This is a genomic window from Prevotella melaninogenica (genome assembly GCF_003609775.1).
Classification (GTDB): domain Bacteria; phylum Bacteroidota; class Bacteroidia; order Bacteroidales; family Bacteroidaceae; genus Prevotella; species Prevotella melaninogenica_A.
On sequence record NZ_AP018049.1, the window covers coordinates 913,691 to 938,410 of the forward strand.

General features: G+C 39.1%; 16 protein-coding genes and 1 tRNA gene. 7 read left to right on the forward strand and 10 right to left on the reverse strand.

The annotated features are described in order from the left end of the window. Positions 1-222 precede the first annotated feature (222 nt). Positions 223-2,091, reverse strand: coding sequence for a DNA topoisomerase 3 (locus PMEL_RS03685; protein WP_120174025.1), 1,869 nt, complete (start codon positions 2,089-2,091; stop codon positions 223-225). Between the two features lie 168 nt (positions 2,092-2,259). Between PMEL_RS03685 and PMEL_RS03690 the strand changes: the two genes are divergently transcribed. The 4 genes from PMEL_RS03690 to eno all read left to right on the forward strand — a co-directional run bounded on the left by PMEL_RS03690 (position 2,260) and on the right by eno (position 6,410). Continuing rightward, positions 2,260-2,991: a (Fe-S)-binding protein gene (locus PMEL_RS03690; RefSeq protein WP_120174026.1), complete on the forward strand. Its 732-nt coding sequence runs from the start codon at positions 2,260-2,262 to the stop codon at positions 2,989-2,991. A 34-nt stretch (positions 2,992-3,025) separates the two neighbouring features. Then, complete coding sequence (locus PMEL_RS03695) at positions 3,026-4,408, forward strand: lactate utilization protein B (RefSeq protein ID WP_120174027.1); 1,383 nt, start codon at positions 3,026-3,028, stop codon at positions 4,406-4,408. Continuing rightward, a complete protein-coding gene (locus PMEL_RS03700) occupies positions 4,401-4,976 on the forward strand; it encodes a lactate utilization protein C (protein ID WP_120174028.1) in 576 nt (191 codons plus the stop codon). The genes PMEL_RS03695 and PMEL_RS03700 overlap by 8 nt, the downstream gene beginning before the upstream one ends. A 126-nt stretch (positions 4,977-5,102) precedes the next feature. Then, positions 5,103-6,410, forward strand: coding sequence for a phosphopyruvate hydratase (gene eno / locus PMEL_RS03705; protein ID WP_120174029.1), 1,308 nt, complete (start codon positions 5,103-5,105; stop codon positions 6,408-6,410). Positions 6,411-7,620: 1,210 nt separating this feature from the next. On the opposite strand, the gene PMEL_RS03710 is transcribed toward eno, so the two are convergent. The 6 genes from PMEL_RS03710 to PMEL_RS03740 all read right to left on the reverse strand — a co-directional run bounded on the left by PMEL_RS03710 (position 7,621) and on the right by PMEL_RS03740 (position 15,017). Then, the gene (locus tag PMEL_RS03710; RefSeq protein WP_120174030.1) at positions 7,621-8,076 is read right to left on the reverse strand and encodes a DIP1984 family protein; all 456 of its coding nucleotides are present in this window, start codon (positions 8,074-8,076) and stop codon (positions 7,621-7,623) included. A gap of 18 nt (positions 8,077-8,094) precedes the next feature. After that, positions 8,095-9,489: a DUF2130 domain-containing protein gene (locus PMEL_RS03715; protein WP_120174031.1), complete on the reverse strand. Its 1,395-nt coding sequence runs from the start codon at positions 9,487-9,489 to the stop codon at positions 8,095-8,097. Positions 9,490-9,917: 428 nt separating this feature from the next. Then, positions 9,918-10,748: an ankyrin repeat domain-containing protein gene (locus tag PMEL_RS03720; RefSeq protein WP_231999356.1), complete on the reverse strand. Its 831-nt coding sequence runs from the start codon at positions 10,746-10,748 to the stop codon at positions 9,918-9,920. Positions 10,749-10,826: 78 nt separating this feature from the next. Continuing rightward, entirely contained in the window at positions 10,827-12,467 is a 1,641-nt protein-coding gene (locus tag PMEL_RS12320; protein ID WP_231999404.1) for an RHS repeat domain-containing protein, read from the reverse strand. Between the two features lie 919 nt (positions 12,468-13,386). Continuing rightward, entirely contained in the window at positions 13,387-14,601 is a 1,215-nt protein-coding gene (locus PMEL_RS12560) for an RHS repeat domain-containing protein (protein ID WP_120174034.1), read from the reverse strand. Between the two features lie 343 nt (positions 14,602-14,944). Next, a tRNA-Lys gene (locus PMEL_RS03740) sits at positions 14,945-15,017 on the reverse strand. Between the two features lie 254 nt (positions 15,018-15,271). Between PMEL_RS03740 and PMEL_RS03745 the strand changes: the two genes are divergently transcribed. Beyond that, on the forward strand, positions 15,272-16,819 hold the full coding sequence (locus PMEL_RS03745; RefSeq protein ID WP_120174035.1) for a sulfatase: 1,548 nt from the start codon (positions 15,272-15,274) through the stop codon (positions 16,817-16,819). 292 nt (positions 16,820-17,111) lie between these two features. Here the strand turns inward: PMEL_RS03745 and PMEL_RS03750 are convergent, their stop codons facing one another. The 3 genes from PMEL_RS03750 to PMEL_RS03760 form a co-directional block, all read right to left on the reverse strand. Beyond that, a complete protein-coding gene (locus PMEL_RS03750; RefSeq protein ID WP_120174036.1) occupies positions 17,112-19,193 on the reverse strand; it encodes a GDSL-type esterase/lipase family protein in 2,082 nt (693 codons plus the stop codon). An 863-nt stretch (positions 19,194-20,056) separates the two neighbouring features. Next, a complete protein-coding gene (groL, locus tag PMEL_RS03755) occupies positions 20,057-21,682 on the reverse strand; it encodes a chaperonin GroEL (protein WP_120174037.1) in 1,626 nt (541 codons plus the stop codon). A gap of 140 nt (positions 21,683-21,822) precedes the next feature. Further along, positions 21,823-22,092: a co-chaperone GroES gene (locus PMEL_RS03760; RefSeq protein WP_120174038.1), complete on the reverse strand. Its 270-nt coding sequence runs from the start codon at positions 22,090-22,092 to the stop codon at positions 21,823-21,825. 223 nt (positions 22,093-22,315) lie between these two features. Here PMEL_RS03760 and PMEL_RS03765 point away from each other — a divergent pair, with 223 nt between their 5' ends. Both PMEL_RS03765 and PMEL_RS03770 read left to right on the forward strand, forming a co-directional pair. Next, positions 22,316-23,023, forward strand: a complete 708-nt coding sequence (locus PMEL_RS03765; protein ID WP_120174039.1) for a DNA alkylation repair protein — start codon at positions 22,316-22,318, stop codon at positions 23,021-23,023. Positions 23,024-23,674: 651 nt separating this feature from the next. Further along, positions 23,675-24,586 carry a sugar phosphate nucleotidyltransferase gene (locus tag PMEL_RS03770; protein ID WP_120174040.1) on the forward strand — a complete coding sequence of 304 codons (912 nt, stop codon included), beginning with the start codon at positions 23,675-23,677 and terminating at the stop codon, positions 24,584-24,586. Positions 24,587-24,720: the final 134 nt, after the last annotated feature.

Consider the following 24,720-nt stretch of genomic DNA (forward strand, 5'->3'; position numbering starts at 1 on the left):
TGATTCTTTTCATAACTGGCATAACACAAGGCTATTTTCCATATCTAAATTTGCTGATATACGTACCAATGATTATACTTTCATCTGCCTCCTTTGCAGTCATCTTTGAAGACAAATGGTGGGTAAGTCTAATTGAAGGTATGGTCATAAGTCTGCCAGCTCTTTACCTATTCTGTTTTATTTAAATACCTTTAATTGTAGAAAAGTAAAAGAATATTCTTTCTACTTTTCTTTATCACCCTCTACTTCACCAATCTTTCGTGAAGAATTGTCAGCTAACACGTCGTTGACTATGTTAGTAAGTTGCTCTTTCAATTCATTAATAAATTGAGAAGCATCATACTTTTTAGCTTCAATATCACGAAGCTTCTTCTCCCAGATACCCGTCAATTCGGCTGATGTAAGAAGTTTCTCGTGAATTGTATCAATGAGTGCAATACCTGTCTCCGTAGCTTCTATATTCTTTCTTTTACGACGAATATAATGGCGTTTGAAGAGCGTCTCAATAATTCCTGCACGTGATGAAGGTCGACCGATACCGTTCTCCTTCATAGCAGCACGTAGGGTTTCGTCCTCAACAAACTTACCAGCTGTTTCCATTGCACGAAGCAAAGAGGCCTCGGTGTAATGCTTCGGAGGAGTTGTCTGCTTTTCGGTAAGGGTAGGGGTGTGCGGTCCTGATTCCCCTTTCTTAAAGGTAGGAAGTAAAGGAGAGGCTGTTGCGGTTCCTTCTTGGCTGTCATCAGATGGAGTAGAGGAGGAGCCTGCTGGTGTATCAATGCAAACTCTCCAACCCAAATCTAATATTTCTTTACCAGATACCTTAAACTCTATCTCGTCAACTTTGCCTAATACTGTTGTCGTAGAGAACTTACAATCGGGATAGAAAGCTGCGATAAAGCGACGAGCTATGAGGTCGTATACCTTTTGCTCAGCATCTGTCAGTCCTTGTGGTAGTACACCTGTCGGAATAATAGCATGGTGATCTGTCACCTTTGAGGAATCAAAGACGCGTTTTGTCTTAGGCAATGGCTTGCCACCCAAGGTCTTCACGATATCAGCATAAGGCTTTTTACCCGCAAAGGTAGTCTGAAAGAGTCCGTTCATTATCTGTGGACACTTCGGATAGATATCATCAGAGAGAAACTGTGTGTCAACACGTGGATAAGTTGTAAGTTTACGTTCGTAGAGAGTTTGAATCGTATTGAGTGTCATTTCAGCAGAAAATCCAAACTTACGGTTACAATCTACCTGCAGAGAGGTGAGATCATAAAGTTGTTTAGGCTGTTCTGCCCCTTTCTTTTTTGCAACGCTTGTAATCGTAAAAGGCTTTCCTTCAATCGTTGAGAAGGCTTGCTCACCTTCTTCTTTAGAGGTGAATTTACCCTTTGTTGCCGTAAACTGCGTATCACGATAGACTGTAGCTAATACCCAATAAGGTTCTGGCTTAAAGTTATCTATCTCTTTCTGTCGCTGTACGATGAGTGCCAAGGTTGGTGTCTGTACTCGACCAATTGAGAGAACCTGACCTCTACCATAACTATTGTTTCCATACTTTAATGTATAAAGGCGTGTGGCATTCATTCCTAACAGCCAGTCACCAATTGCACGAGACAATCCTGCGAGGTAAAGTGGTTGATATTGCTCTTGTTCCTTTAAGTTAGCAAACCCCTCGCGAATAGCTTCATCCGTCATCGAAGATATCCAAAGACGCTTCACAGGACATTTCACACCAGCCTTTTGCATTACCCACCGCTGAATTAATTCACCTTCCTGACCAGCGTCACCACAGTTGATAATCATCTCAGCCGACTGGTAAAGCTTCTCAATAACAGCAAACTGCTTCTTGATACCTTCGTCCTCAATGAGCTTAATACCAAAGCGAGGAGGTATCATTGGCAATGCAGCGAGACTCCAATACTTCCAGTTTGTGAAATAATCATTAGGCTCCTTCAACTCACAAAGGTGGCCGAAGGTCCATGTTACCTGGTAATTATTGCCTTCCATATAACCATTACAAGCCTTATTGGCTCCAAGGATTCGAGCTATATCTTTAGCAACACTGGGTTTCTCTGCAATGCAAACTATCATACAATTTCTTCTTAGTTTTAAGCCATTTTACCTTTGCAAAGGTAAGAAAAATATTCTTTGTGACGGATTAAACTTATTTTATTGCCTGTCTTTCTTTCAATTTTCTTATGCCATCTAAGTTATTTTATCTAAATTTGTAGCACAGAAACGAACAAGAAAAATAAATTTATGAGAGTTGGTCTCTTTATTCCATGTTACGTCGATGCACTTTATCCACAAGTTGGCGTAGCAACTTATAAGCTTTTAAAAAAGCTAAAAGTAGATGTAGTCTATCCCGAACGTCAGACTTGTTGTGGTCAACCAATGGCAAATGGTGGCTTTCAGCGTATGTCTGATCACCTTGCAGAACGTTTTGAGGATAAGTTTAAAAAATTCGATTATATAGTAACACCGAGTGTATCTTGTGCTGCTTTTGTGCGGGTTAATTACCCACAAATACTCGATCATGAGTGTCAGACACCTAAGAAAACAATGGAGTTGGTAGAATTCTTACATGATGTTCTGAAGGTAAAGGAACTTCCTGGAAGTTTTCCTCATGTCGTGTCTGTTCATAACTCTTGTCATGGTGTACGTGAGTTAACGCTTAGTACACCTTCAGAATTGCAAGAGAAGCCTGCAAATAAGATCGTTGAATTATTGAAACTCAAGGAAGGTATTACGGTTAAAGAACCTGATCGCAAGGATGAATGTTGCGGTTTTGGTGGTATGTTTGCTGTTGAAGAACCTTATATCAGCACTGCTATGGGTAACGATAAAGTGAAACGCCACATGGATACGGGAGCTGAGTTTATCACTGGTTCGGATAGTTCATGCTTAATGCACATGCAGGGTGTAGCAGGAAAGAACCACTATCCTATTAAGTTCATGCATGTAGCTGAGATCTTAGCTGCAGGGTTATGATTTGTATGTAAAGATTATAAAAGACAAAAGAGTTATGTCAACATATCATTCTAAAAAAGCAAAAGAGTTTCTGAAAAACCCTAAGAAGGTTGAACGACATGACCGTACATTTTGGTCATTGCGTCAGAAAAGAGATGCTGCAGCGGCAGAATTACCAGAATGGGAGGATTTACGCGAACATGCAAGTCGAATAAAAGAGCATACAGCGACCCATTTAGCTGACTATTTAGAGCAATTCTCTAATAGTTTGGAACGTAATGGGGTTATTGTTCATTTTGCAAAAGATGCACAAGAGTTTAATGAAATGGTTTATGGGATACTTGAATCTCATAAAGTAAAGAAACTCGTTAAATCTAAATCAATGCTGACCGAGGAATGTGAAATGAATCCTTATCTGATAAAGAGAGGAATCAATGTCGTTGAATCCGACCTTGGTGAGCGTATTCTTCAACTCATGCACTTGAAGCCTGCGCATATTGTTATGCCTGCTATTCACTTGACTCGTGATGAGATTGGAGAGATGTTTGAAGAGAAAGGAATCTCTAAAGAGAAAGGAAATCATGACCCAGCTTATCTTACACGTTGTGCGCGTGAAGATTTGCGTGGTGATTTTATGGATGCTGAAGCAGGACTGACAGGTTGTAACTTTGGTGTTGCTGCGACAGGAGATTGTGTTGTCTGCACTAATGAAGGTAATGCTGACATGTCAACTTCAGTACCTAAATTACATATTGTTGCCATGGGTATTGAGAAAGTTATTCCTGATTATGATTCGTTGGCAGTGTTCCAACGCTTATTAGCACGTAGTGGAACGGGACAACCTTCAACTGCCTTTACCTCTCAATTCCGTAAGGCACGACCAGGAGGTGAGATGCATGTAATATTGGTAGATAATGGTCGTAGTGACATGATTGCTAATAAAGAACATTGGATGACACTGAAATGTATTCGATGTGGTGCATGTATGAATACTTGTCCTGTCTATCGTCGTTCTGGAGGTTATTCATATAGTTACTTTATTCCAGGCCCTATTGGAGTTAACCTTGGTATGCTTAAGAATCCAAAACTGCATAGTGGGAATGTGTCTGCATGCTCATTATGTTTGAGTTGTGATTGCGTTTGTCCTGCAAAGGTAACACCAGGTAGTCAGATTTATCGATGGCGTCAAAGCCTTGAGAAATATGGTACAGAGAATAAAGAAAAGAAGGTGATGGCAGAAGGAATGAAAGTTGTTTACGAAAACTATCATATTTATGATGCTTTACTTCGTAACTCATCAGTTGCCAATTACATACCAGAATCACTAATGGATATAAAGCTTAACCCATGGAGCATTGGACATACTATGCCTAAGTTTGCAAAAAAGCCTTTCCATGTTATATTTAAGCAAACAATGGAGGAATTGAAGCATGAATAAAGAAGATTTATTTAGCAAATTACGACGTAATACAAAAGAACAATTTGATATGCCTGAGAAGTCTATTGAGGGTATTAAATATCAAGATGTAGTACAGCAATTCATTGAGATGAGTCATACTGTGGGTTGTGAAGTCATTGAGGCACAAGCTGAAGATGATATTAATAAACTGATACAAAAGGCTTATCCTGATGCTAAGGTGTTGGCTTCAAATGTACAAGGAATAAAGGCAGACCTTAATCCTGACACTGTTTCAAAGGCACAAGATCTCAATGGAACAGATGTTGGAATTCTTCAGGGAGAAATTGCTGTAGCAGAGAATGGATGTATATGGGTGCCACAAACAATGAAAGAAAGAGTTGTTTGTTTCATCTCAGAGAACCTTGTAATCCTTGTTCAACGTAACAATATCGTCAATAATATGCATGAAGCATATAAAAAGATTAACATGACAGACTATGGTTACGGCTGTTTTATATCCGGTCCAAGCAAAACAGCCGATATAGAACAAGCACTTGTTATGGGAGCACAAGCAGCACGTGGAGTCACAGTTATCATAAAGGGATAAACGTTAATTTTGTCAAAAACATAAATATAACGTATTGTTAGGAGAGGTTTACGACTTTTTTTATTAACTTTGCAAGGAGAAAAAGAAAGTTAAAAATATAACTGATTTTTAATAAACATATAAGTTATGAAGATTGAAAAAGTACATGCTCGCGAGATTATGGACTCACGTGGCAATCCTACAGTTGAAGTAGAGGTAACTCTCGAAAATGGTGTAATGGGTCGTGCAAGCGTTCCATCTGGTGCATCTACCGGTGAGAACGAGGCTCTGGAGCTTCGTGATGGCGACAAGAACCGTTTCTTGGGTAAGGGTGTTCTCAAGGCTGTTGAGAATGTAAACAACCTTATCGCTCCAGCTTTGAAGGGTGACTGCGTGCTGAATCAGCGTGCTATTGACTACAAGATGCTTGAACTCGATGGTACTCCTACTAAGAGTAAGCTTGGTGCTAACGCTATTCTCGGTGTTTCTTTGGCTGTAGCTCAGACTGCAGCAAAGGCATTGAATATTCCATTGTATCGTTATATCGGTGGTGCAAATACTTATGTATTGCCAGTACCAATGATGAATATCATCAATGGTGGTGCTCACTCTGATGCTCCAATCGCATTCCAGGAGTTCATGATTCGTCCAGTAGGTGCTCCTTCTGAGAAGGAAGGTATCCGTATGGGTGCTGAGGTATTCCACGCACTTGCTAAGCTTTTGAAGAAGCGCGGTCTTTCTACAGCTGTAGGTGATGAGGGTGGTTTCGCTCCTAAGTTCGATGGTATCGAGGATGCACTCGATTCAATCATTCAGGCTATTAAGGACGCAGGTTATGAGCCAGGCAAGGATGTTAAGATTGCTATGGACTGTGCTGCTTCTGAGTTCGCTGTATGTGAGGATGGTAAGTGGTTCTATGACTATCGTCAGTTGAAGAACGGTATGCCAAAGGATCCTAACGGTAAGAAGCTCAGTGCTGATGAGCAAATTGCTTACCTTGAGCACCTTATCACAAAGTATCCTATCGACTCTATCGAGGATGGTCTCGATGAGAACGACTGGGAGAACTGGGTTAAGTTGACATCTACTATTGGTGACCGTTGCCAGCTCGTTGGTGATGACTTGTTCGTAACTAACGTTAAGTTCCTCGAGAAGGGTATCAAGATGGGTGCAGCTAACTCTATCCTTATCAAGGTTAACCAGATTGGTTCTTTGACAGAGACTCTCGAGGCTATTGAGATGGCTCACCGTCATGGCTACACAACTGTAACTTCACACCGTTCTGGTGAGACAGAGGATACAACTATCTCTGACATCGCTGTTGCAACAAACTCTGGTCAGATTAAGACTGGTTCTATGTCTCGTACAGACCGTATGGCTAAGTACAACCAGCTCATCCGTATTGAGGAGGAACTCGGTGCTTGTGCTAAGTACGGCTACACTAAGTTGAAGTAAATCATTTAATCACTTCCGTGATTAAATGAAATTTTATAGAGTAGGGGATAATTGCTTTCATAGGCGGTTATCTCCTATTTTTTTTATTTGTAGTTATGACGAATACTGCAAAACTTCTCATAACATAAATAGATATTTTTGTTATACACTAAATTATTCAATGTATAATGCCATATTTTATTGCAATAAAACAATTTGCATTTTAGCGTATGTTTTATTTGAAAATACATTACATTAATTTCTAAAATATACTCATTAACAAACTTCAAAAATACTATTTTAAACAACTAATGTAAGTTGCTTATCCTGATCAAGTTACAAAACAAGAAAAGAAAAGGTGCTTAGTTGGACTTTAATAAGGCGTTAATAGCATCTTAAAAGGGCGTCTTTAGCAAGCCAATTAAGCCTTAACTCACATGCAGTTTATCCTCAACAAAAAACAATGAGAAGAAATTTATTTACAAACACAATTCTTAATCAATTAGTGAAACGTAATATTTATACTTCAATTCTTTATTAAGTTTATAAGATTTATCATTTTATTCTGGACCTTTTTTCATATTTCATTTTTCTCATTTAAGTTTTTTCGTAGATATTCTGTCGTATAAATCAGATGTATTTTTTAATAATACATATATTTTTGACATGAAAATAACTGTCGCTTAATGGCTTTTAATACTCCAAAACATATTTAAAATATAATGAACATTATGATAAATAAAAACTTGTTACCCAAAATTACAAATAAAGATAAAGAGATTCTTCCCTGTTCTCTTTATACAAACTTTCAATATATATTGTGAAAGTTGGAGTAAAATTTGATTTTAGAAAAGAATAAATAATTTTCTTATAGGAAGGCTAAATATATCGTAGTTTTAAATAATCAAATCGTATAAGTAAAAAATAATACTCCTTCAGAATACTAAGAATATATTGTGATTGATCTCAGTATCTATTAGAAAATGATTATACAAAAAATCCCTATCCCACCCTCGTCAAATATGTTATAGTCAGCTAATGGTAATGCTATATGCAAAATGCAAACTACACCGTACAAGTCCGATAAGACATTATATGCTGGGAAATGCAACCTGCAGATAATATTCCGAGACCCCGTACTCTGATGTAATGTTATTTTTAGCTCACACCTACAACATAATAAGACTACACCTAAAAATCTTTCTTTAATTTCTTACTTTCTTTATAGAGTTTACTCCATTAATTCTGTTGTAAAGTTTAATGTCTGTATCTTCATATCAAGCTCACGTAATTGCTTTGACAAGTCATCTATTTTTTTACCTAAAGGCTTGATATCTATTGTTGTTACCATTTTTATTTCAGAACGGCTGTAGCGTTCCTGAGATTCTGATGCTTTGTTGAAGATTTCACGAAGTGACGTAATACGTATAGAGAGGATATCACGCTCTGCCATCATTTCTGTTATAGTACGCCCTTCGCTAATAGTATTCATGTTAGTTTTGTTAATCTTGAATATTAAAGCAAAAAGTGTATTCAGACAGGCATCCATCTCTTTCATCAATTCTTTTGGTTCTTCAGAAGGCACATCACCTTCCTGTACACGAACATTATTTAGCACTCGACTTTTAAGTTGTTCTATCCTTTTTTGCGTATCTTTACGGATTGCTAATGCTTCTGCTAATTTCATTGCTATGTATTTTTATTATTATTCTACTATATTCTGACTATTCTTACGTGATTCATCAAACTTTGCCTTCATTGTAGGATTCATGTACGTTAGCCTACGTATAGTGAGATCGTCTGTGTCTTTATTAGCAAGACGAAGATTATTCTCACTACTTAAAAGTTCCTCACGTACCTTTTGAAGTTTTATAATTGTAGCATCAATATCCTTAATGGCATCATTAAACTTCTTTGATGCCATCTCATAATGGCGACCAAACTTAGTTTTAAAGTCTTCTATCTTATTTTCAAAATTGGTAACATCCACCTCTTTACTCTGTGAAAGGATAAGCTGCTTCTTATATTCTAAACTCTTCTTTGATGTTTGTACAAGAAGATTGATAAATGGAACAAAGAACTGTGGACGTATAACATACATCTTCGGATAAAGATGACTTTTATTTACAATACCTGTATTATAGAGTTCATTATCAGCTTCAAGCAAACTTACTAAAACAGCAAACTCACAACCTTTCTTCTTACGATCATCATCAAGCTTCTTCAAGAAGTCATCGTTCTTATGTTTGGTAGCAGTAGTATCCATTTCATTTTTCATCTCAAACATGATAGAGATATACTCAGTACCATCTTCTTCCGCACGAAATATGAAATCCCCCTTTGTACCATCACTCGCATCATTATCTTTCTCAAAGTATGCAGTAGGCATCATTGGACGAATATACTGATCGAACTCAATACTACAATGCTGTTCAAGTGTTTCACCAATCATCTTTGTAGACATCTTGGTTTTCAAATCTTTGTAGTAGTCTACCAAATCCTGCTTCATACGAAGTTCATTCTCATGATGCTTGATGAGTGATGCCTCATGAAGTTGTGCTTCACGCTTCTCTAATTCTGCAGCAGAACGAAGTTGAGAGATTTCTGTATCCTTTGCTTGAACTTCCTTCTGAGCTTTACTTCGCTCTTCCATTATCGCAAGCTGCAACTTATTATCACTCTGTTCTATTGCAGATTTGAGTTTAGAAATCTGCTGATCTTTCTCAGCCAAAGCAATCATCATCTCACTCTTTTTCTGAGTGGCAATATTCTCTAATTGCGTCTTGAGAACTTCGATTTCAGCCGAGAATGCACTCCTCAACTTTGTAAGTTCACTTTCCTTCTCACTCTTCAGCCGGTCAATCTCAGCGTCTTTGGCACCAAGTTCAAGTTCTTTCTTGGAGAGCTGGTGTTGGAAGGATTGTTCTGTCTTAGCAGTTGCTAAGGCTTGCTCTGCTTTATGCTGCTCGTGAAGTTCAGCTATACGCCGATCAATCTCCTCATTAAACTCCGTATTCTTAACCTGATTAACAATAGAAGCATAGTCTGCCTCGTCTACAGTAAAAACCTTGTGGCAGTTAGGGCATATTAATTCTTTCATGAATGTGATGTCTTTTGATATCTAAAAAGTCTACTTACAGAACTCAGAACTTAACTCTTTACTGTCATTCTTTGTCGCTCGTTATCTATCGACTTTCATTTTAGCATAGAATAAATAAGTCAAATGCGAATATACAAAATATTTTGCTTATTTTAGATGAATAAACAAGAAAAAACACAAACTGACTATTAATTTCTATAGTTTATTATCACTTTACGAATTAAAGTTCAATATTTATTACTCAGCTCCCCTTGTTTAATAAGAATGAAGAAGAGAATAACACAAAAGAATGACCATAAAATACGTTTTCTTAAAAGAATGGTACCCATGTGTATCCTCCTTCTTTTGAGAGACCAAAACGTGCAGAGGTGACATTTAGGCTCCCACAAAGATTTTGATTCAAAATCATAATAATCAAAGAAACCATTTTAATAATGTTTTATATAATAATTGAAGTCTGCTTTATTTTTAGGAGCTATATCACGCATTATAACCCCATACATTCCACTTGGAATTGGTGATTTCCAATAATCTAATCCCTTTTTCTTCAAGAAATTAACGACTTTCATTTTGTCTGTATATTCTTTAGAACCAATTGGATATATGCATTTACGTAGTTTATATAGAATGTCTACTTCAAAAGTGGAATAATCAGGCTTATCCAAGTCTATTTCTGTAAACTTTCTGCGATACTCTGCTCCTTTTTGCAGAAGATATAACATAATATCCATCCTACCATGAATCATACAATTTTCTATTGCACAACTTTCAGTAGTTGTTTCATAATTAATGTTTGCTCCTGCATCAACTAATAATTTAACTTTCTCAAAGGAGGAAAAAACAGCAGCACTTAAAGCAAATTCTCTCATTGGTACAATCTCTCCCAAACCATTCTCCTGAACTCCACAAGCTGTTGAATTTGGATTTCCTCCATATTTCAGTAATAAAGCAAGTATTTTACTTGAGGGTCTAGTAAAGCGACAAGCTAGTAACACAGCACTTTGTCCAAAGTATTTAGTGGAGTCATTATGTGCATTAGGATCAGCTCCCAGCTCTAATAATTTTTTAACGGATTCTATTTTATTAGTACGTGTTGCTAACATCAAAAGAGTCTGCTTGTACTTTGGATCTCGATAATCTACAGAAATATGCATCTGTAAAACTTGTTTAGAAATTTCTGTAGTATCTTCATCCTCAACAGCCTTTGCTAAAGACCATGCAGGCGTATATTTATACAACCTAAAATCATCTCCTAACATGTCGTTCACGTTAGGCTCGGTACACGAAGAACAAACAAACAATACTAAGAATAAAAGATGCCTCATATTTATAATAATTTATTGTGGGAAACCATGAAAGGAGTCTATGTACATACGTTGGTATAACTCATTTTTAGCTTTTATCTCATCTTTCATTAATTCAATGTCAGTCCGATAAAAATTTTGGATGCTATGCCCTAGAATCGCCCTTCTATTGAATCTATAGTGTGGAAAACCATCTGCACGGAGCCCAACTGACCGCTGAACCTTATGAAGTTCATCTTGCCAGTTTATATAAGCATCAATTCTTGGAAACTTTCTATTGAAAATAGTAAATGGACTTACCCATGCAGCATTAAATGTCATGGCACTACGTCCTGTTTTATATGCATTAGCTGCTGCTAGCCCCCCACCTAAACTGTGCCCCGTAAATGTAAGTTCGGAGTTACCAATCACTTGGGATATCTTTTCCGCATTCCTCATGGAAATATCATACTGCTCTGACTTTCCGATAATCTGCTTTATATTATTTTTCCAATCGTTCATTTCAGTAAAATCTGTTCCTGCAGTAGCATAAACATATTCCGTCTTCCCTTTATAAGTCCTTTCGTATATTGCAGACTTAAAACCAGAATCTTTATCTCTCAAAGTAATACCACTAATTGTCTTATTATATTTCGATAGATGCCAGCCACCTGTCAAGGTTACTTTCTCTGTACCATAAACATGTGCAGAAATTCTAGCAGCCTCTTCTTCTGTCGGTCTTTCTCCATTAGGGTCTATCAGTTTAATGGGATTCCCAAAACAATATGAATAAGAACCATCTTTTGGCATTTTTTCTATTTGTGGATCCACCCCATACCACAGACTCGTGACTGGGTTCATGTATCTTGCACCGTAATAGTACAGACCTGTTTCTTCATCGAACTCTTTGCCATTGAACTTATATGGCAGGTCTTCGGAGCTGCTATGCTCGTCAATCAACAGCTCACCATACGGCAGGTAAGCATCATACTGTGTGATGTTACCCTTATCATCGGTGATGTAAGATGTTGAGCCGAGGTGGTCACTGTGATAGAAGAAGGTTTCCTCCTTCGTTGTGTCATTAGGAATATAGCCATAACCAGCCTGTGGGTCATCAGGGTTGCTCGGGTCATTCCAGCTTACAGGTGGACCGGGGTTAGTATTCGGTGTGGTGTTGGGGCGTGGAGTCTGAATCCAACCCTGTGGCACATCGTGGTTACCGAGTGTGTCAATGATAGAGTTATATCCTCGCTTGGTATTCTCTGGATCACCATACGCACCCTTCATTGTAGGTACACCAGGGGCAATGCCCTGCTGCTTGTAATACGCTTCCTTCTGACGTTGGATTTGGTTCATACGTTCAGCATAGTCCTGCTGACCAGCCGTTACGTATGAGCCATTACGTCCATAAACGTTGTTGAACAGACCTGTTCCTATCCTTGAAGCAACTCGTTTGTCACCAATGAAGTAATGCTTCGTAAATCTGTTCTTGTTGACAGAGAGGATACTTGCAGGATAAAGTGTGAAGTTGTCTGTCTCGTGGAAGGTAATACCCTGTGGTGCACCATTGATATACACACCCTCCATCGTTCCGTAACTCTTCATGATACGTTCACCAGCAGCGTTGTAAGTATATCGACTTGTCTTGCCATTATCAGAAAGAACCATCAACCGATTATCCTCGTCCCAGTACATCTCACGGGTCGTATTGGTTGAGTCATTTGTTACCAGTGTTGGATTGCCGTTGGCATCATACGTGTAATGATCGTGACCAATCTGTGTTGGGGCCGTCGGGTGGTTACTGTCCTCATACTTATAAGCAAAGTTATAAGACTTAGCAGTTGTTGTTGAGTCCACTTTCTGTACCTTAGTGAGTGGTTCACTCATCCGTCCGAACGACATCACCATATCATACGATGCACGCTTAGCCTTACCGCTGGCATGAATAAGACGGTTCAGCTCATCATACTCATACGTATGCGAACTCCTTCCTCCCAGCTTCGCCTTGTTGAGCTTCGTCAGCGATGTTGGGTTGGCAGCATTCGTGATGCCGAGGATATTATCCACAGCATCATAACTATATCTGTTCTCCATCACAGTCTGACCATCCGCTGTAAGGTTCATCACCTGCAGACGTTCACGCTGCTTGTCGTAGGCATAGGTAGTCTCCGTGCCATTACCGAGTTTCGTATAGACCGTATAACCCTCCTTATCGTAACCTATCTTATCAACAATAAAACTTTCATGCCCACTTATTGCTCGCAAATCGATAAAAATCTATGACTTTCTTATAGAGGAAGATCAGGAGTTAGGATTATTGATTTATGCTTCGATACGAGTTTTATGTCAAAACTATTTCTTTTTTTTATTAAACTATCTCCTACCTGAACTGTATGTAGATCCCACTTTGAAGAAATACCTAATTTAAGAATCTGTCCCTTTCTATCGATACCATAAACATAATATTTGCGTGCTTCTTTCTTTATGCTCAAGACTTTCACACAATATGATTGCCCTTTAACGTATTGATTATAAGAGTTATTACTCAGATCATCTTGTTTAATAAAAATAAAAAAGAGAATAACACAGAACATTGGCCATAAAATACGTCTTCTTAAAAAAATGGTATCCATGTGCGTCCTCCTCCTTTTGACATATCAAACCTTGCTGGATTGGCATTTAGACTCACTCCATACGACCTTGAAAAATCAGTTTTATTATATCCATTTTCACCCTGTTCAGCACTTGTCCCATATAAAAGTCCCAAGTTTCCTACAGATAAACCTTTTGATATCCCAAGACCTCTATAACTATTAAATGAGTTTAAATCATTTTTATTTAGATTCTCATACATAACAAAATTTCCATATGCATTTGCATTGAGTATCTTTAAAGGATTTATACGACCTTTTTGGCTGAAAAAATCATATATATTTTCGGCATCTATCCCTCCAGAAATAGTTAAATATGGCGAGATTGCGCCTCCTCTCATTATGATTCCTACTTCAATCCCTACAGTTGAGCCTATAAAGGTTACATTGCCACCTACACCAAAGCTAATAGCATCAGCTTGTATAGGACCATATCCACCATCTGAATGTCTAAAATCACCGAAGAGATAATAACCGAAACTGTGATGGAACTTATAGTCTTTATCGCCAGTAACAATTACATCCTCCATTGGATGAGCAGAAAGAATATTCCCCTGATTATCACCAAACTTATAAATACCCTGTTCATCAAATAAATCCGCTGTATTTCCTAAGAATCTGCCACCTTTAGGAATAAACTCTATGTCTTCAGCCGAACTAACCCTTTCATCCCAATAAGTTTTCTTATCTACGGTTTCAACCCAGCCCATTCCATTTGGGTCAATTATTCTAATTGGATTTCCACCACCATATAGATAAGGGCTGGTCCACACATATTTTTCTGCCAAAGGATCCACACACATCCATCTTCCCAGCACAGCATCATAGTGGCGTGCACCATAATCATACCAATCCAATCCGTGCATACGGTCAAGTTCCTTACCGTTGTACTTGTAAGATTGTGCGCCTCCGCCTGTACTCTCACCCATCAGTCCACCAAAGGCATAGTAATGATTCACTTGCTCCACTTGTCCATGCTCATCTATCACTACACGGTTGTTTCCAAGGTGGTCCTGCAAGTAGTAATGGTATGTTGGAGTAGAATTTGCAAGTGTAATGTATCCCACGTCAGTAAGAATCTTGCTTAATTGTCCATTCTCATAAATCATATTTCCACAGTAATCGGTTTTCAGCGTTAAAGCCACATTAGTAGATTGAGGCGGAACGATGCTGCCCATAGGTACAAAGAGGTTAGTCTTCGAGGTTTTATAAGTGACAGAGAGTTTACGTCCTATCCGTCAAAAGAGTAATTGTTCTATTTGTTTGTATTTTAAATTATTAGTTTCTGCAAATATAAAAAACTAATTTTACAAATCAAAGTTTAAGACCTACTTTTATATTGCTATTTATTATTGACAGCCGACATACACTCCAACTAAATATTGCAAGTTAGTTTGGATTTACACTACTAATGTCTGAAATTGAAGGAGTTTATCAATTTATCATTTTACACATAGTATTATAACACGCAAATAATAAAACAACAAGAGGAATACCCTTGCGATATTCCTCTTGTTTCAGTGATTCGCATGGGGCTCGAACCCATGACCCCAACATTAAAAGTGTTGTGCTCTACCAACTGAGCTAGCGAATCTCCCTATGCTTTGATAAAAGCGAGTGCAAAGGTAACAAGATTTTCTGATAATTCCAAATTATTTATAACTTTTCTTGTATCTTTTTAGTTGAGAGATGCGTAAACTATGAAAAATATAAGTTTCTATATGATAGCTATGCGCTCTATGATAACATAAGGAGAAATAAAACTTCTCCTTATTTATGTCGCATTTATCAACTTTATTTCTAACTTTGTACTCTATCTAAGAACCCAATCCATAATTCTTTATAACAATGCACATCTATACACTCTATAAATCAAAATATTCATCTACCCTATTAGCTACTGCTTCTATGGCTACTTTTGGAGTATCGCTCCCAGTCAAGGCACAAAGAGAAAACCCACAACCCAACATTATCTTCTTCATGGTAGACGATATGGGGTGGCAAGACACATCCCTTCCTTTTGCAGACTCAATTACTGCCAATAATCGAAAGTACGACACACCAAATATGAAAAGACTCGCTGCAGAGGGTATGATGTTTACTGATGCTTATGCAACTCCTATCAGTTCACCATCAAGATGTAGCCTGATGACTGGCATGAACATGTCACGACACCGCGTAACGAATTGGACTTTACATCGTGACAAAATGACGGATGGGAAGCGAGAAGGTGTAACGCTACCAGATTGGAATTATAATGGCATTGCACAGAGCGGTAATGTGCCACACACAGCAAAAGCCACATCCTTTGTGCAACTACTGAAAGATGCGGGTTATCACACCATACATTGTGGGAAAGCACATTGGGGAGCTATTGACACACCAGGTGAGAATCCGCATCACTTCGGCTTTGACATAAATATTACGGGTACAGCAGCAGGAGGCTTAGCAACCTATTTAAGCGAACGTAATTATGGCTTCACAAAGGATGGGAAAGCCACATCACCATTTGCAATCCCAGGTTTAGAACGTTATTGGGGTACTGGAACCTTTGCAACAGAAGCTCTAACACAAGAGGCTATTGCATCCTTAGAGAAGGCAAAGAAATACAATCAACCTTTCTATCTCTATATGTCTCATTACGCTGTACACGTCCCCATCGACCGAGATATGCGTTTTTATCCTACCTATAGAGCACGTGGTCTTTCTGAGAAGGAAGCTGCTTATGCTTCGTTGGTTGCAGGAATGGATAAAAGTTTAGGAGACCTCATGGATTGGGTAGCTCAGGCTGGACTCGAGCGAGAAACGATTATCATCTTTATGAGTGATAATGGTGGACTTGCCTCGTCGTCGTATTGGCGAGATGGGGAACTTTACACACAAAATGCACCTCTCAAGAGTGGTAAAGGCTCGCTGTATGAAGGAGGTATAAGGGTACCCTTTATCGTAAAATGGAACAATGTAGTAAAACCAAATTCACGCTCTCATGCACCTATAATCATAGAGGACCTTTATCCGACTTTGCTCTCTATGGCAGGCATCAAAAACTACCGTGTACCACAGACTATCGATGGGCAGGATATCACATCTATCCTTCGTGGTAAACAACGAGGCTTTGAGAAGCGACAATTGATATGGAACTATCCTAATATATGGGATGGAGAAGGACTCGGTATCAGCCTTAATTGTGCTATTCGTGAGGGACAATGGAAATTGATTTATTCGTATCTTACAGGAAAGAAAGAGCTTTACAATCTATCAAGCGACCTATCAGAAAAGAATGATCTTAGTGCTTCACAGCCTCGACTCGTTACTCGACTCTTCCGACACCTAACATCTCGATTGCGTAAAATGAATGCACAAAAGCCTATTGTGGAGTATGAAAAGATAAAATAGGGGTTATGAATTTCCGCAGACACAAATTGTCTGTTACCTTAAAATTCATATTAACGAGTTGATTCTTATTGGTTTCCTGCTTGTTTTACCCAGATAAGTTAGTCAATATTTTATTATTATAAGAATCCTCTCATTCCATGTTTTGCTTTTGTGCCAATGCCCAACACCATTGGTGTTCATAGTAAACACCAATGGTGTTGAGCGTTAAACACAATGTAGTATACTATCAGTGTGAAAGTAACTTATTGTTTAAAAGAGGTTACACTACCAAATATTAGTAAATTAAAAACACTTACTTCCTAAGCTTCCATTGGAATGTACTACATGGTAATCCCACTTCGTTCACGAGATTAGCACGTGTGAAAGGTTGCCAGCCATAACGAACATAGAGTGGACGTGTTACAGACGACGACCTAACATGAATTGTGTTAGACGATGTTATCTGTGCTTCGGCTGGATAAAAGATACCATCAGCACCTGCTACCTCAAAGCCTATAAGACGACCACCCTTAGCAGACAATGATTTTGCATGCACAAACTGCAGTTCAAGTCCATTATCTTTCACAGAAACAGAATGACAGACAGGTCCCTCTGACTCTATCTTGTAATCATAACTATGACACAAAGCTTGTAAGCCAAGACGCTCGCCAACAGGCTTCTTATTTCTGTAATGCACGTCCAAAGAATCACCCACATCCGTTGTTACAGCCATCCAAGTATTACGCAACCTTGATGCCATACGACGTTGAGAGTCACGGAAACGTGGCCATGAAGGACGATTCAAGCTGGAGAGCTGTACAAAATAAAACGGCAGTTCAGCGTTATGGAAGAAATTGCGCCAACTCTTCTGCAACATAGGGAAGAGTCTTTCGTGAAGTTCTATATTGTGCGCATTAGACTCACCTTGATACCACACAACGCCCTTAATGCCATAACCCTTCAAAGGAAGCATGCCCGCCTCAAACATATAAGTAGGAGCATAAGGATGACGCTGCAATGGGTTCTTACTCACACTGATGTTCTGCAATGCTCGTTCACGTGCCCACTTCATACCGAAGTCGCCACGATACCAATCACGAAGAATGGCTGGCATACGCTGTTCCAAAGTCTGACGGTCAATCCATGACTCTGTTGTCGTTCCACCAACAGCATTACAGATAATACCTACAGGTACTTGTAAGCTGTCTGCTAACATCTTTCCAAAGTGATAAGCCACAGCTGAGAAGCCGCTCAATGACTCACGAGAGCAGTTACGCCACGGTCCAATACGGAGGTACTGATGACGATTTATTGAGTCGCAAGCACCAGCCGACCATGCTACAGCATTCGTTGGATAGATTGCAGACATATTAAAAAGATGTAAGCGAGTCTGACTGTCAGCCTCATCCAAGTCTTGCTCTTTGTTCAATGAAGCATTCACTGGCCATTCCATATTCGACTGACCAGAACAAAGCCATACCTCACCGACATATATTTCCTTAATAGTAAGTTTCTCCTTCTTCGTGCTAACCATTGCTTTATAAGGCCCTCCAGCCTTCTCAGCAGGAAAAGAAACCCTCCATTTTCCAGTTCCATCAGCCACAGATGAAAGCGTACGACCATTGAAGTTCACCTTAACAGTTTCGCCAGTATTTGCCTTTCCACGGAAAACAATAGGCTTGTTGCGCTGAACAACCATTCCGTCTGTGTACAACGGAGAAAGAGCAAGACCACCATAATTGCCTGTCAAGGCTCCATATACCGTATCAGCGATAATCTTCGCACCTTCAGCATTTGGATGAATAGCATCAGCAAGAAGGTCAGGACGGCTGTATAAAGGCGTATTCAAATCAATCAGTGAAACGCGCGTAGCTGTAGCCACTTGTCGTATATGCTTCTGAATCTGTGCATGCCAATCACGTGTACCACTCTCAAAACGAGGGTGACGATCAAAGATTGGCGTCATAAGACATATCCAAATCTTCGCCTTTGGATTTGCCTGACGAAAACTATCAATCAAACGAATATAATCTGCATTGAACTCCTCACTGTATTCTGGCCAATTACGTGGGTCGGTATCATTGAGTCCAAGATGGATAATAACAAGATCTGCCTTAAAATCCAATGCCTCCTTATACTCCTTCTGATTAACATAAGGACGATGTCCACGACGAAGCAACGTCGAACCAGAGTGTCCGAAGTTTCTGACTTCATAACTATCTCCTAACATCAACTGCAGTTGTGCTGGATAACAATTCTTCTCTCTGTCGACAATTGTCATTCCCCATGTCACACTATTTCCTACACATGCCACCTTAATTTTACCACCTGCAACAGCAGTTAAAACCATAAGGAGCAGTCCAAACAACAAGATTGTTCTTTTCTTCATAATCATTTATAAATGTAGTAATGGAAGATTTTGCTTTTTATTTAAAACTTAACTCACAGATAAGCTCCTTGCAAAGTTAACTATAATCTATGAATAAAGGAAATACTTTGGATAACAAAAGCCATTTCAACAATTAATATATCATACAAAAAAACAAAGAACAAGATAAATAATAATAGCTCACAACAATTCACATAACATTACAAACACACCTTAATTCAATATAAGAAAATTCTAAATTACTGAACCTTCAAACATCAAAAAATCGCTTTAAAACAAGAATATAGCATCCTTTTTCTTCAAAAAAAGATTTAATACAAACATGTGTTCGCACACATTTCAACAATGAAAAAAAAATCTACTAAAAGTTTGCATGGAATATGAAAATAACATATCTTTGTGGCTGTTATCCTGAAAACAATCTTTTACCTTTAAAAGACTAATACCTATTGAGTAAATAAAGCGATTCCCTGTGAAGGTCATCGCTTTTTCTTTTTATATCCCCTTACCATTGAAATAAGTTACCTTTACATACGATTAGCATATCAAGATGTTCCAAACATTGATATCTTTATCTTTAGTAAAGCCTAAAGAGAATTTCTATATAGTTGTTTATTGCATCGTATTTAGCCTCAACACCAGTGGTGCTTACCATGAGCACGATATGTGCGGGGCATTGACACAATATGTGCGGAACATTAGTACATCAGCAGAAAAGAATAAGAAAAGGATATGATAATATATAGTAATGAGCTAACCTATACAGTAAATGTTTGCCGAACAGCACTAATTGCTATCAACAAAAAAAGGAAGACATCTGTCCTGATGCCTTCCTTTTATTATATATAATGTATCTGAGAATATGCTTATTACATCATACCGCCCATACCTGGAGCAGCTGGCATAACTGGAGTATCCTCAACCTTGTCTACAATAAGACACTCAGTTGTCAAGAACATACCTGCAATTGAAGCTGCATTCTCAAGTGCAACACGAGATACCTTAGCAGGGTCGATAACACCTGCAGCACGAAGGTCCTCATAAACATCCTTGCGAGCATTGTAACCATAGTCACCCTTACCCTCACGAACATTATTAACTACTACGGCACCTTCACCACCAGCATTAGCGATAATCTGACGAAGAGGCTCCTCAATAGCACGACAAACGATATTGATACCTGTCTGCTCATCTGCATTCTCACCCTTAAGGTCCTTCAATGCTTCCTGAGCACGGATGTAAGTGGTACCACCACCAACAACTACACCCTCTTCCATTGCAGCACGAGTAGCGCAGAGTGCATCGTCAACGCGGTCCTTCTTCTCCTTCATCTCCACCTCAGAGTTAGCACCAACGTAGAGAACAGCAACACCACCAGAGAGCTTAGCCAAACGCTCCTGCAACTTCTCCTTATCGTATGAACTTGTTGAAGTCGCAATTTCGTTCTTAATCTGAGCTACACGATCCTTGATAGCTTCCTTCTCACCAGCACCATCAACGATAGTGGTGTTGTCCTTAGAGATAGTAACTTTCTTAGCTGTACCCAACATCTCAAGAGTTGCTTTATCCAAAGAAAGACCCTTCTCCTCGCTGATTACCACACCACCTGTCAACACAGCGATATCCTCAAGCATTGCTTTACGACGGTCGCCAAAGCCTGGAGCCTTAACAGCACAAATCTTCAAACCTGCACGAAGACGGTTTACAACCAATGTTGTCAATGCCTCAGAGTCTACGTCCTCAGCAATTACCAACAATGGACGACCACTCTCAGCAGCTGGCTGTAGAATTGGGAGGAAGTCCTTAACGTTTGAAATCTTCTTATCGTAGATGAGGATATATGGGTTCTCCATATCACATTCCATCTTATCTGTATCTGTTACAAAGTAACCAGAGAGATAGCCACGATCGAACTGCATACCCTCAACAACGCCGATACTTGTCTCACGAGTCTTGCTCTCTTCAATAGTGATAACGCCATCCTTAGATACCTTGCGCATAGCATCTGCAAGCAACTTACCGATTTCAGGATCGTTATTTGCACTTACAGTAGCAACCTGCTCAATCTTGTCGTAGTTATCACCAACAACTTCTGCTGTAGCTTTGATATGCTCAACCACCTTAGCTACAGCCTTGTCGATACCACGCTTGAGGTCCATTGGGTTTGCACCAGCTGTAACGTTCTTCAATCCTTCAGTAACAATAGCCTGTGTGAGGATAGTTGCTGTTGTTGTACCATCACCTGCATCGTCACCAGTCTTGCTTGCAACGCTCTTAACAAGCTGTGCACCTGCATTCTCAAAATTGTCCTCGAGCTCTACTTCCTTTGCAACGGTAACACCGTCCTTAGTAATCTGTGGAGCACCAAACTTCTTACCGATAACTACATTACGACCCTTAGGACCGAGCGTTACCTTCACTGCATTTGCCAACTGGTCTACACCACTCTTCAAGAGTTCACGTGCATCTGAATCGAATCTTATCTCTTTTGCCATTTTATATATTCCTTATTATGATTGTTTAATTATGCGTTGTTAGCTGTTCTTTTTTATCTTTTCTATGTATATATAGTTCTACAAGATACAATAGAATAGCCAAACTACAGCTATTTTAAGACCTTTTGATAGGAGAAGTGTTACTCAACAATTGCCAATACGTCGCTCTGGCGCATCATCAAATATTTCTCACCCTCATTCTCAAGCTCCGTACCAGCGTACTTACCATAGAGCACCTCATCGCCAACCTTGAGAATCATCTCCTCATCCTTGGTACCATTACCAACAGCAACCACCTTACCACGTTGTGGTTTTTCCTTGGCTGTGTCTGGGATGATAATACCACCAACTTTCTCTTCTGCCTGTGCTGGAAGCACGAGGACTCTGTCTGCTAAAGGTTTAATTGTCATAATTGTATATGTTTTAAGATTTTAATTATCAATTTGTTTACGACCTGCTAAGAAGTCGTTTCGCCTTACTTTATACGAAAACTATGCCAAACAGACTTACTGACAACTATAAGAATATTATCTGACAACCTGTCAGTTCTTCTTCTCAATTAGTCCATAAAACAAAATAAAGAATTATCTTTGCAAGAGATAAAGAAGTTGGTAAAACAAAAAAGGATTTACTATGAAGCAACTTACCAAGACTATAACAAATAAACTTCAAGCACTATCAGATGCGGAGAAGCGAGAGATATTCCCTAAGTTCTTTAAGGCTGGCAAAGGAGAATATGGTGAAGGCGACCGTTTTTTAGGTGTCACCGTACCCAATATTAGAGCTATTGCGAAGCAGCACAAAGACATTTCCTTAGCCGAGATACAAGAACTAATACAGTCTGAATGGCATGAAGTGCGCCTTTGCGCCTTAATCATTATGGTAGAGAAAAGTAAGAAGAAAGACTTGGCATTACACAAAGAGCTTTTCGATCTCTACCTCTCTCAAACCAAGCATATCAACAACTGGGACCTTGTTGACCTATCCTGTCGCTTCATCATAGGCGAATACTTGCTCGACAAGTCACGTGACATTCTTTACCAATTAGCTCAAAGTCCACTACTATGGGATAATCGTATCGCAATCGTATCAACATACGCATTTATTCGTAAAGGTCAATTAGAAGACACATACGCACTAAGCGACCTGATGATGCACCACCCACACGACCTCATGCACAAGGCTATTGGATGGATGCTTCGTGAAGCAGGGAAACGAGATTCAAAGCGTCTTTATGACTACGTTATGAGCCATCGAGCAGACATGCCCCGTACCATGCTACGTTATGCAATAGAGAAGTTCTCACCCAAAGAACGCGCTATTCTCATGAAACGTGCCTAACACTTCCCCACTCTATTACTCCCATTTGGATGCTAATCATACGGTCAGAGAGAGAGTAAAAACAACTCTTTTGTCATATTTTTTCACATACTCATTTTTAAAAGAGCACAAATTGCATTCAAATTAACGCCCAATTGACTTGCAAAAGATGCCCTTTTGAAGCCTAACTAACGCCCTTTTCAAACCCAAGTAAGCACCTTTTAAAATCCAACCCTGTAACTATCTAATAACAAGACAGTTATAAGAGCACTCAAAACAGTGTTTTTTGCTTATTTATAAAGATATAAGACAAGAAATAATGTAAACAAAATTCAAAACACCAAGAACATTATTACCTTTCAGAAAGCTAAAAAATAAGGGTACCTTTATATGACATAACACTTTGCAATATATACGATGCAGAGTACGAAAAGTTAGAAAGATAGACGAAGCATTGATAAGAAAATGAAAGATAGTATCAAGCATTACTATTCTGAATAAGAATGATAAATGTTAGAGTTTAACGAGTGATTTGAATTAAACTTGAAAAAGATAAAAACGAACAACATATTTAACTCTCATAATTCATAACACAAAATAATAATATATCCCATATTTTTCTTACCTTTGCATTCAGAACATAATATATAGTTTAACGATATAAAAAAGAAAATGAAACCTACGTTATTACTCCTTGCGGCAGGTATGGGAAGCCGCTACGGCGGGCTAAAGCAGCTCGACGAATTGGGTCCTAATGGCGAGACCATTATGGACTACTCTATCTATGATGCAATCCAAGCAGGATTTGGTAAGATTGTCTTTGTTATCCGTAAGGATTTCGAAGAGCAGTTCCGCAGCCAAGTTCTCTCAAAGTATGAGGGTCATATCCCTGCAGAACTTGTTTTCCAGAGCATCGATGCATTGCCAGAAGGATTCTCTGTACCAGAAGGTCGTGAGAAGCCATGGGGTACAAACCATGCTGTTTTGATGGCAAAGGATGTTATCAAAGAGCCTTTCTGCGTTATCAACTGTGACGACTTCTACAACCGTGACTGCTTCAAGGTTATTGGTAAGTTCCTTGCTGACCTCCCAGAGGGTGCAAGAGATAAATACGCAATGGTTGGTTTCCGCGTAGGTAACACACTGAGCGAGAATGGTACTGTTGCTCGTGGTATCTGCTCTACAGATGCTGAAGGAAACTTGACAACTGTTGTTGAGCGTACAGAGATTGAGCGTCGCGATGGCGAAATCAAGTATAAAGACGACAATGGTGAGTGGGTTGCTGTTAGTGAGAACACTCCTGTATCTATGAATGTATGGGGTTTCACACCAGACTACTTCGAGTACAGCGAGGCATACTTCAAGGAGTTCCTCTCTGATCCAAAGAATATGGAGAATAAGAAGTCTGAATATTTCATCCCATTGATGGTAAACAAGCTCATCAACGATGGTACATCTACCGTGAAGGTGCTTGACACTACCAGCAAGTGGTTTGGCGTAACATACGCTGCCGATCGTCAGAGCGTGGTTGACAAGATTCAGTCACTGGTCGACGATGGAACCTATCCAGCTAAATTGTTCTAATTCACAACCCCTGCCTGGGTATTATCTCCGCATACATTCTTCGGCATTTCAAGATGTAAGACGGGTATCCAGGCAGGGCTTTTTATTTCTCTCATCTCTACACACATCGGGTATAACAACCCAAACACCTTTCA

Bases quoted from the DNA above. Each gene is read 5' to 3' on its own strand.
- PMEL_RS03745 (WP_120174035.1), top strand. From the start codon at position 15,272: ATGCACATCTATACACTCTATAAATCAAAATATTCATCTACCCTATTA.
- PMEL_RS03695 (WP_120174027.1), top strand. From the start codon at position 3,026: ATGTCAACATATCATTCTAAAAAAGCAAAAGAGTTTCTGAAAAACCCT.
- PMEL_RS03760 (WP_120174038.1), bottom strand. From the start codon at position 22,092: ATGACAATTAAACCTTTAGCAGACAGAGTCCTCGTGCTTCCAGCACAG.
- PMEL_RS03720 (WP_231999356.1), bottom strand. From the start codon at position 10,748: ATGTTAGGAGATGATTTTAGGTTGTATAAATATACGCCTGCATGGTCT.
- PMEL_RS12320 (WP_231999404.1), bottom strand. From the start codon at position 12,467: ATGTACTGGGACGAGGATAATCGGTTGATGGTTCTTTCTGATAATGGC.
- PMEL_RS03765 (WP_120174039.1), top strand. From the start codon at position 22,316: ATGAAGCAACTTACCAAGACTATAACAAATAAACTTCAAGCACTATCA.
- PMEL_RS03710 (WP_120174030.1), bottom strand. From the start codon at position 8,076: ATGAAATTAGCAGAAGCATTAGCAATCCGTAAAGATACGCAAAAAAGG.
- PMEL_RS03685 (WP_120174025.1), bottom strand. From the start codon at position 2,091: ATGATAGTTTGCATTGCAGAGAAACCCAGTGTTGCTAAAGATATAGCT.
- PMEL_RS12560 (WP_120174034.1), bottom strand. From the start codon at position 14,601: ATGGGCAGCATCGTTCCGCCTCAATCTACTAATGTGGCTTTAACGCTG.
- PMEL_RS03700 (WP_120174028.1), top strand. From the start codon at position 4,401: ATGAATAAAGAAGATTTATTTAGCAAATTACGACGTAATACAAAAGAA.
- PMEL_RS03690 (WP_120174026.1), top strand. From the start codon at position 2,260: ATGAGAGTTGGTCTCTTTATTCCATGTTACGTCGATGCACTTTATCCA.
- PMEL_RS03770 (WP_120174040.1), top strand. From the start codon at position 23,675: ATGAAACCTACGTTATTACTCCTTGCGGCAGGTATGGGAAGCCGCTAC.
- PMEL_RS03715 (WP_120174031.1), bottom strand. From the start codon at position 9,489: ATGAAAGAATTAATATGCCCTAACTGCCACAAGGTTTTTACTGTAGAC.
- eno (WP_120174029.1), top strand. From the start codon at position 5,103: ATGAAGATTGAAAAAGTACATGCTCGCGAGATTATGGACTCACGTGGC.
- PMEL_RS03750 (WP_120174036.1), bottom strand. From the start codon at position 19,193: ATGATTATGAAGAAAAGAACAATCTTGTTGTTTGGACTGCTCCTTATG.
- groL (WP_120174037.1), bottom strand. From the start codon at position 21,682: ATGGCAAAAGAGATAAGATTCGATTCAGATGCACGTGAACTCTTGAAG.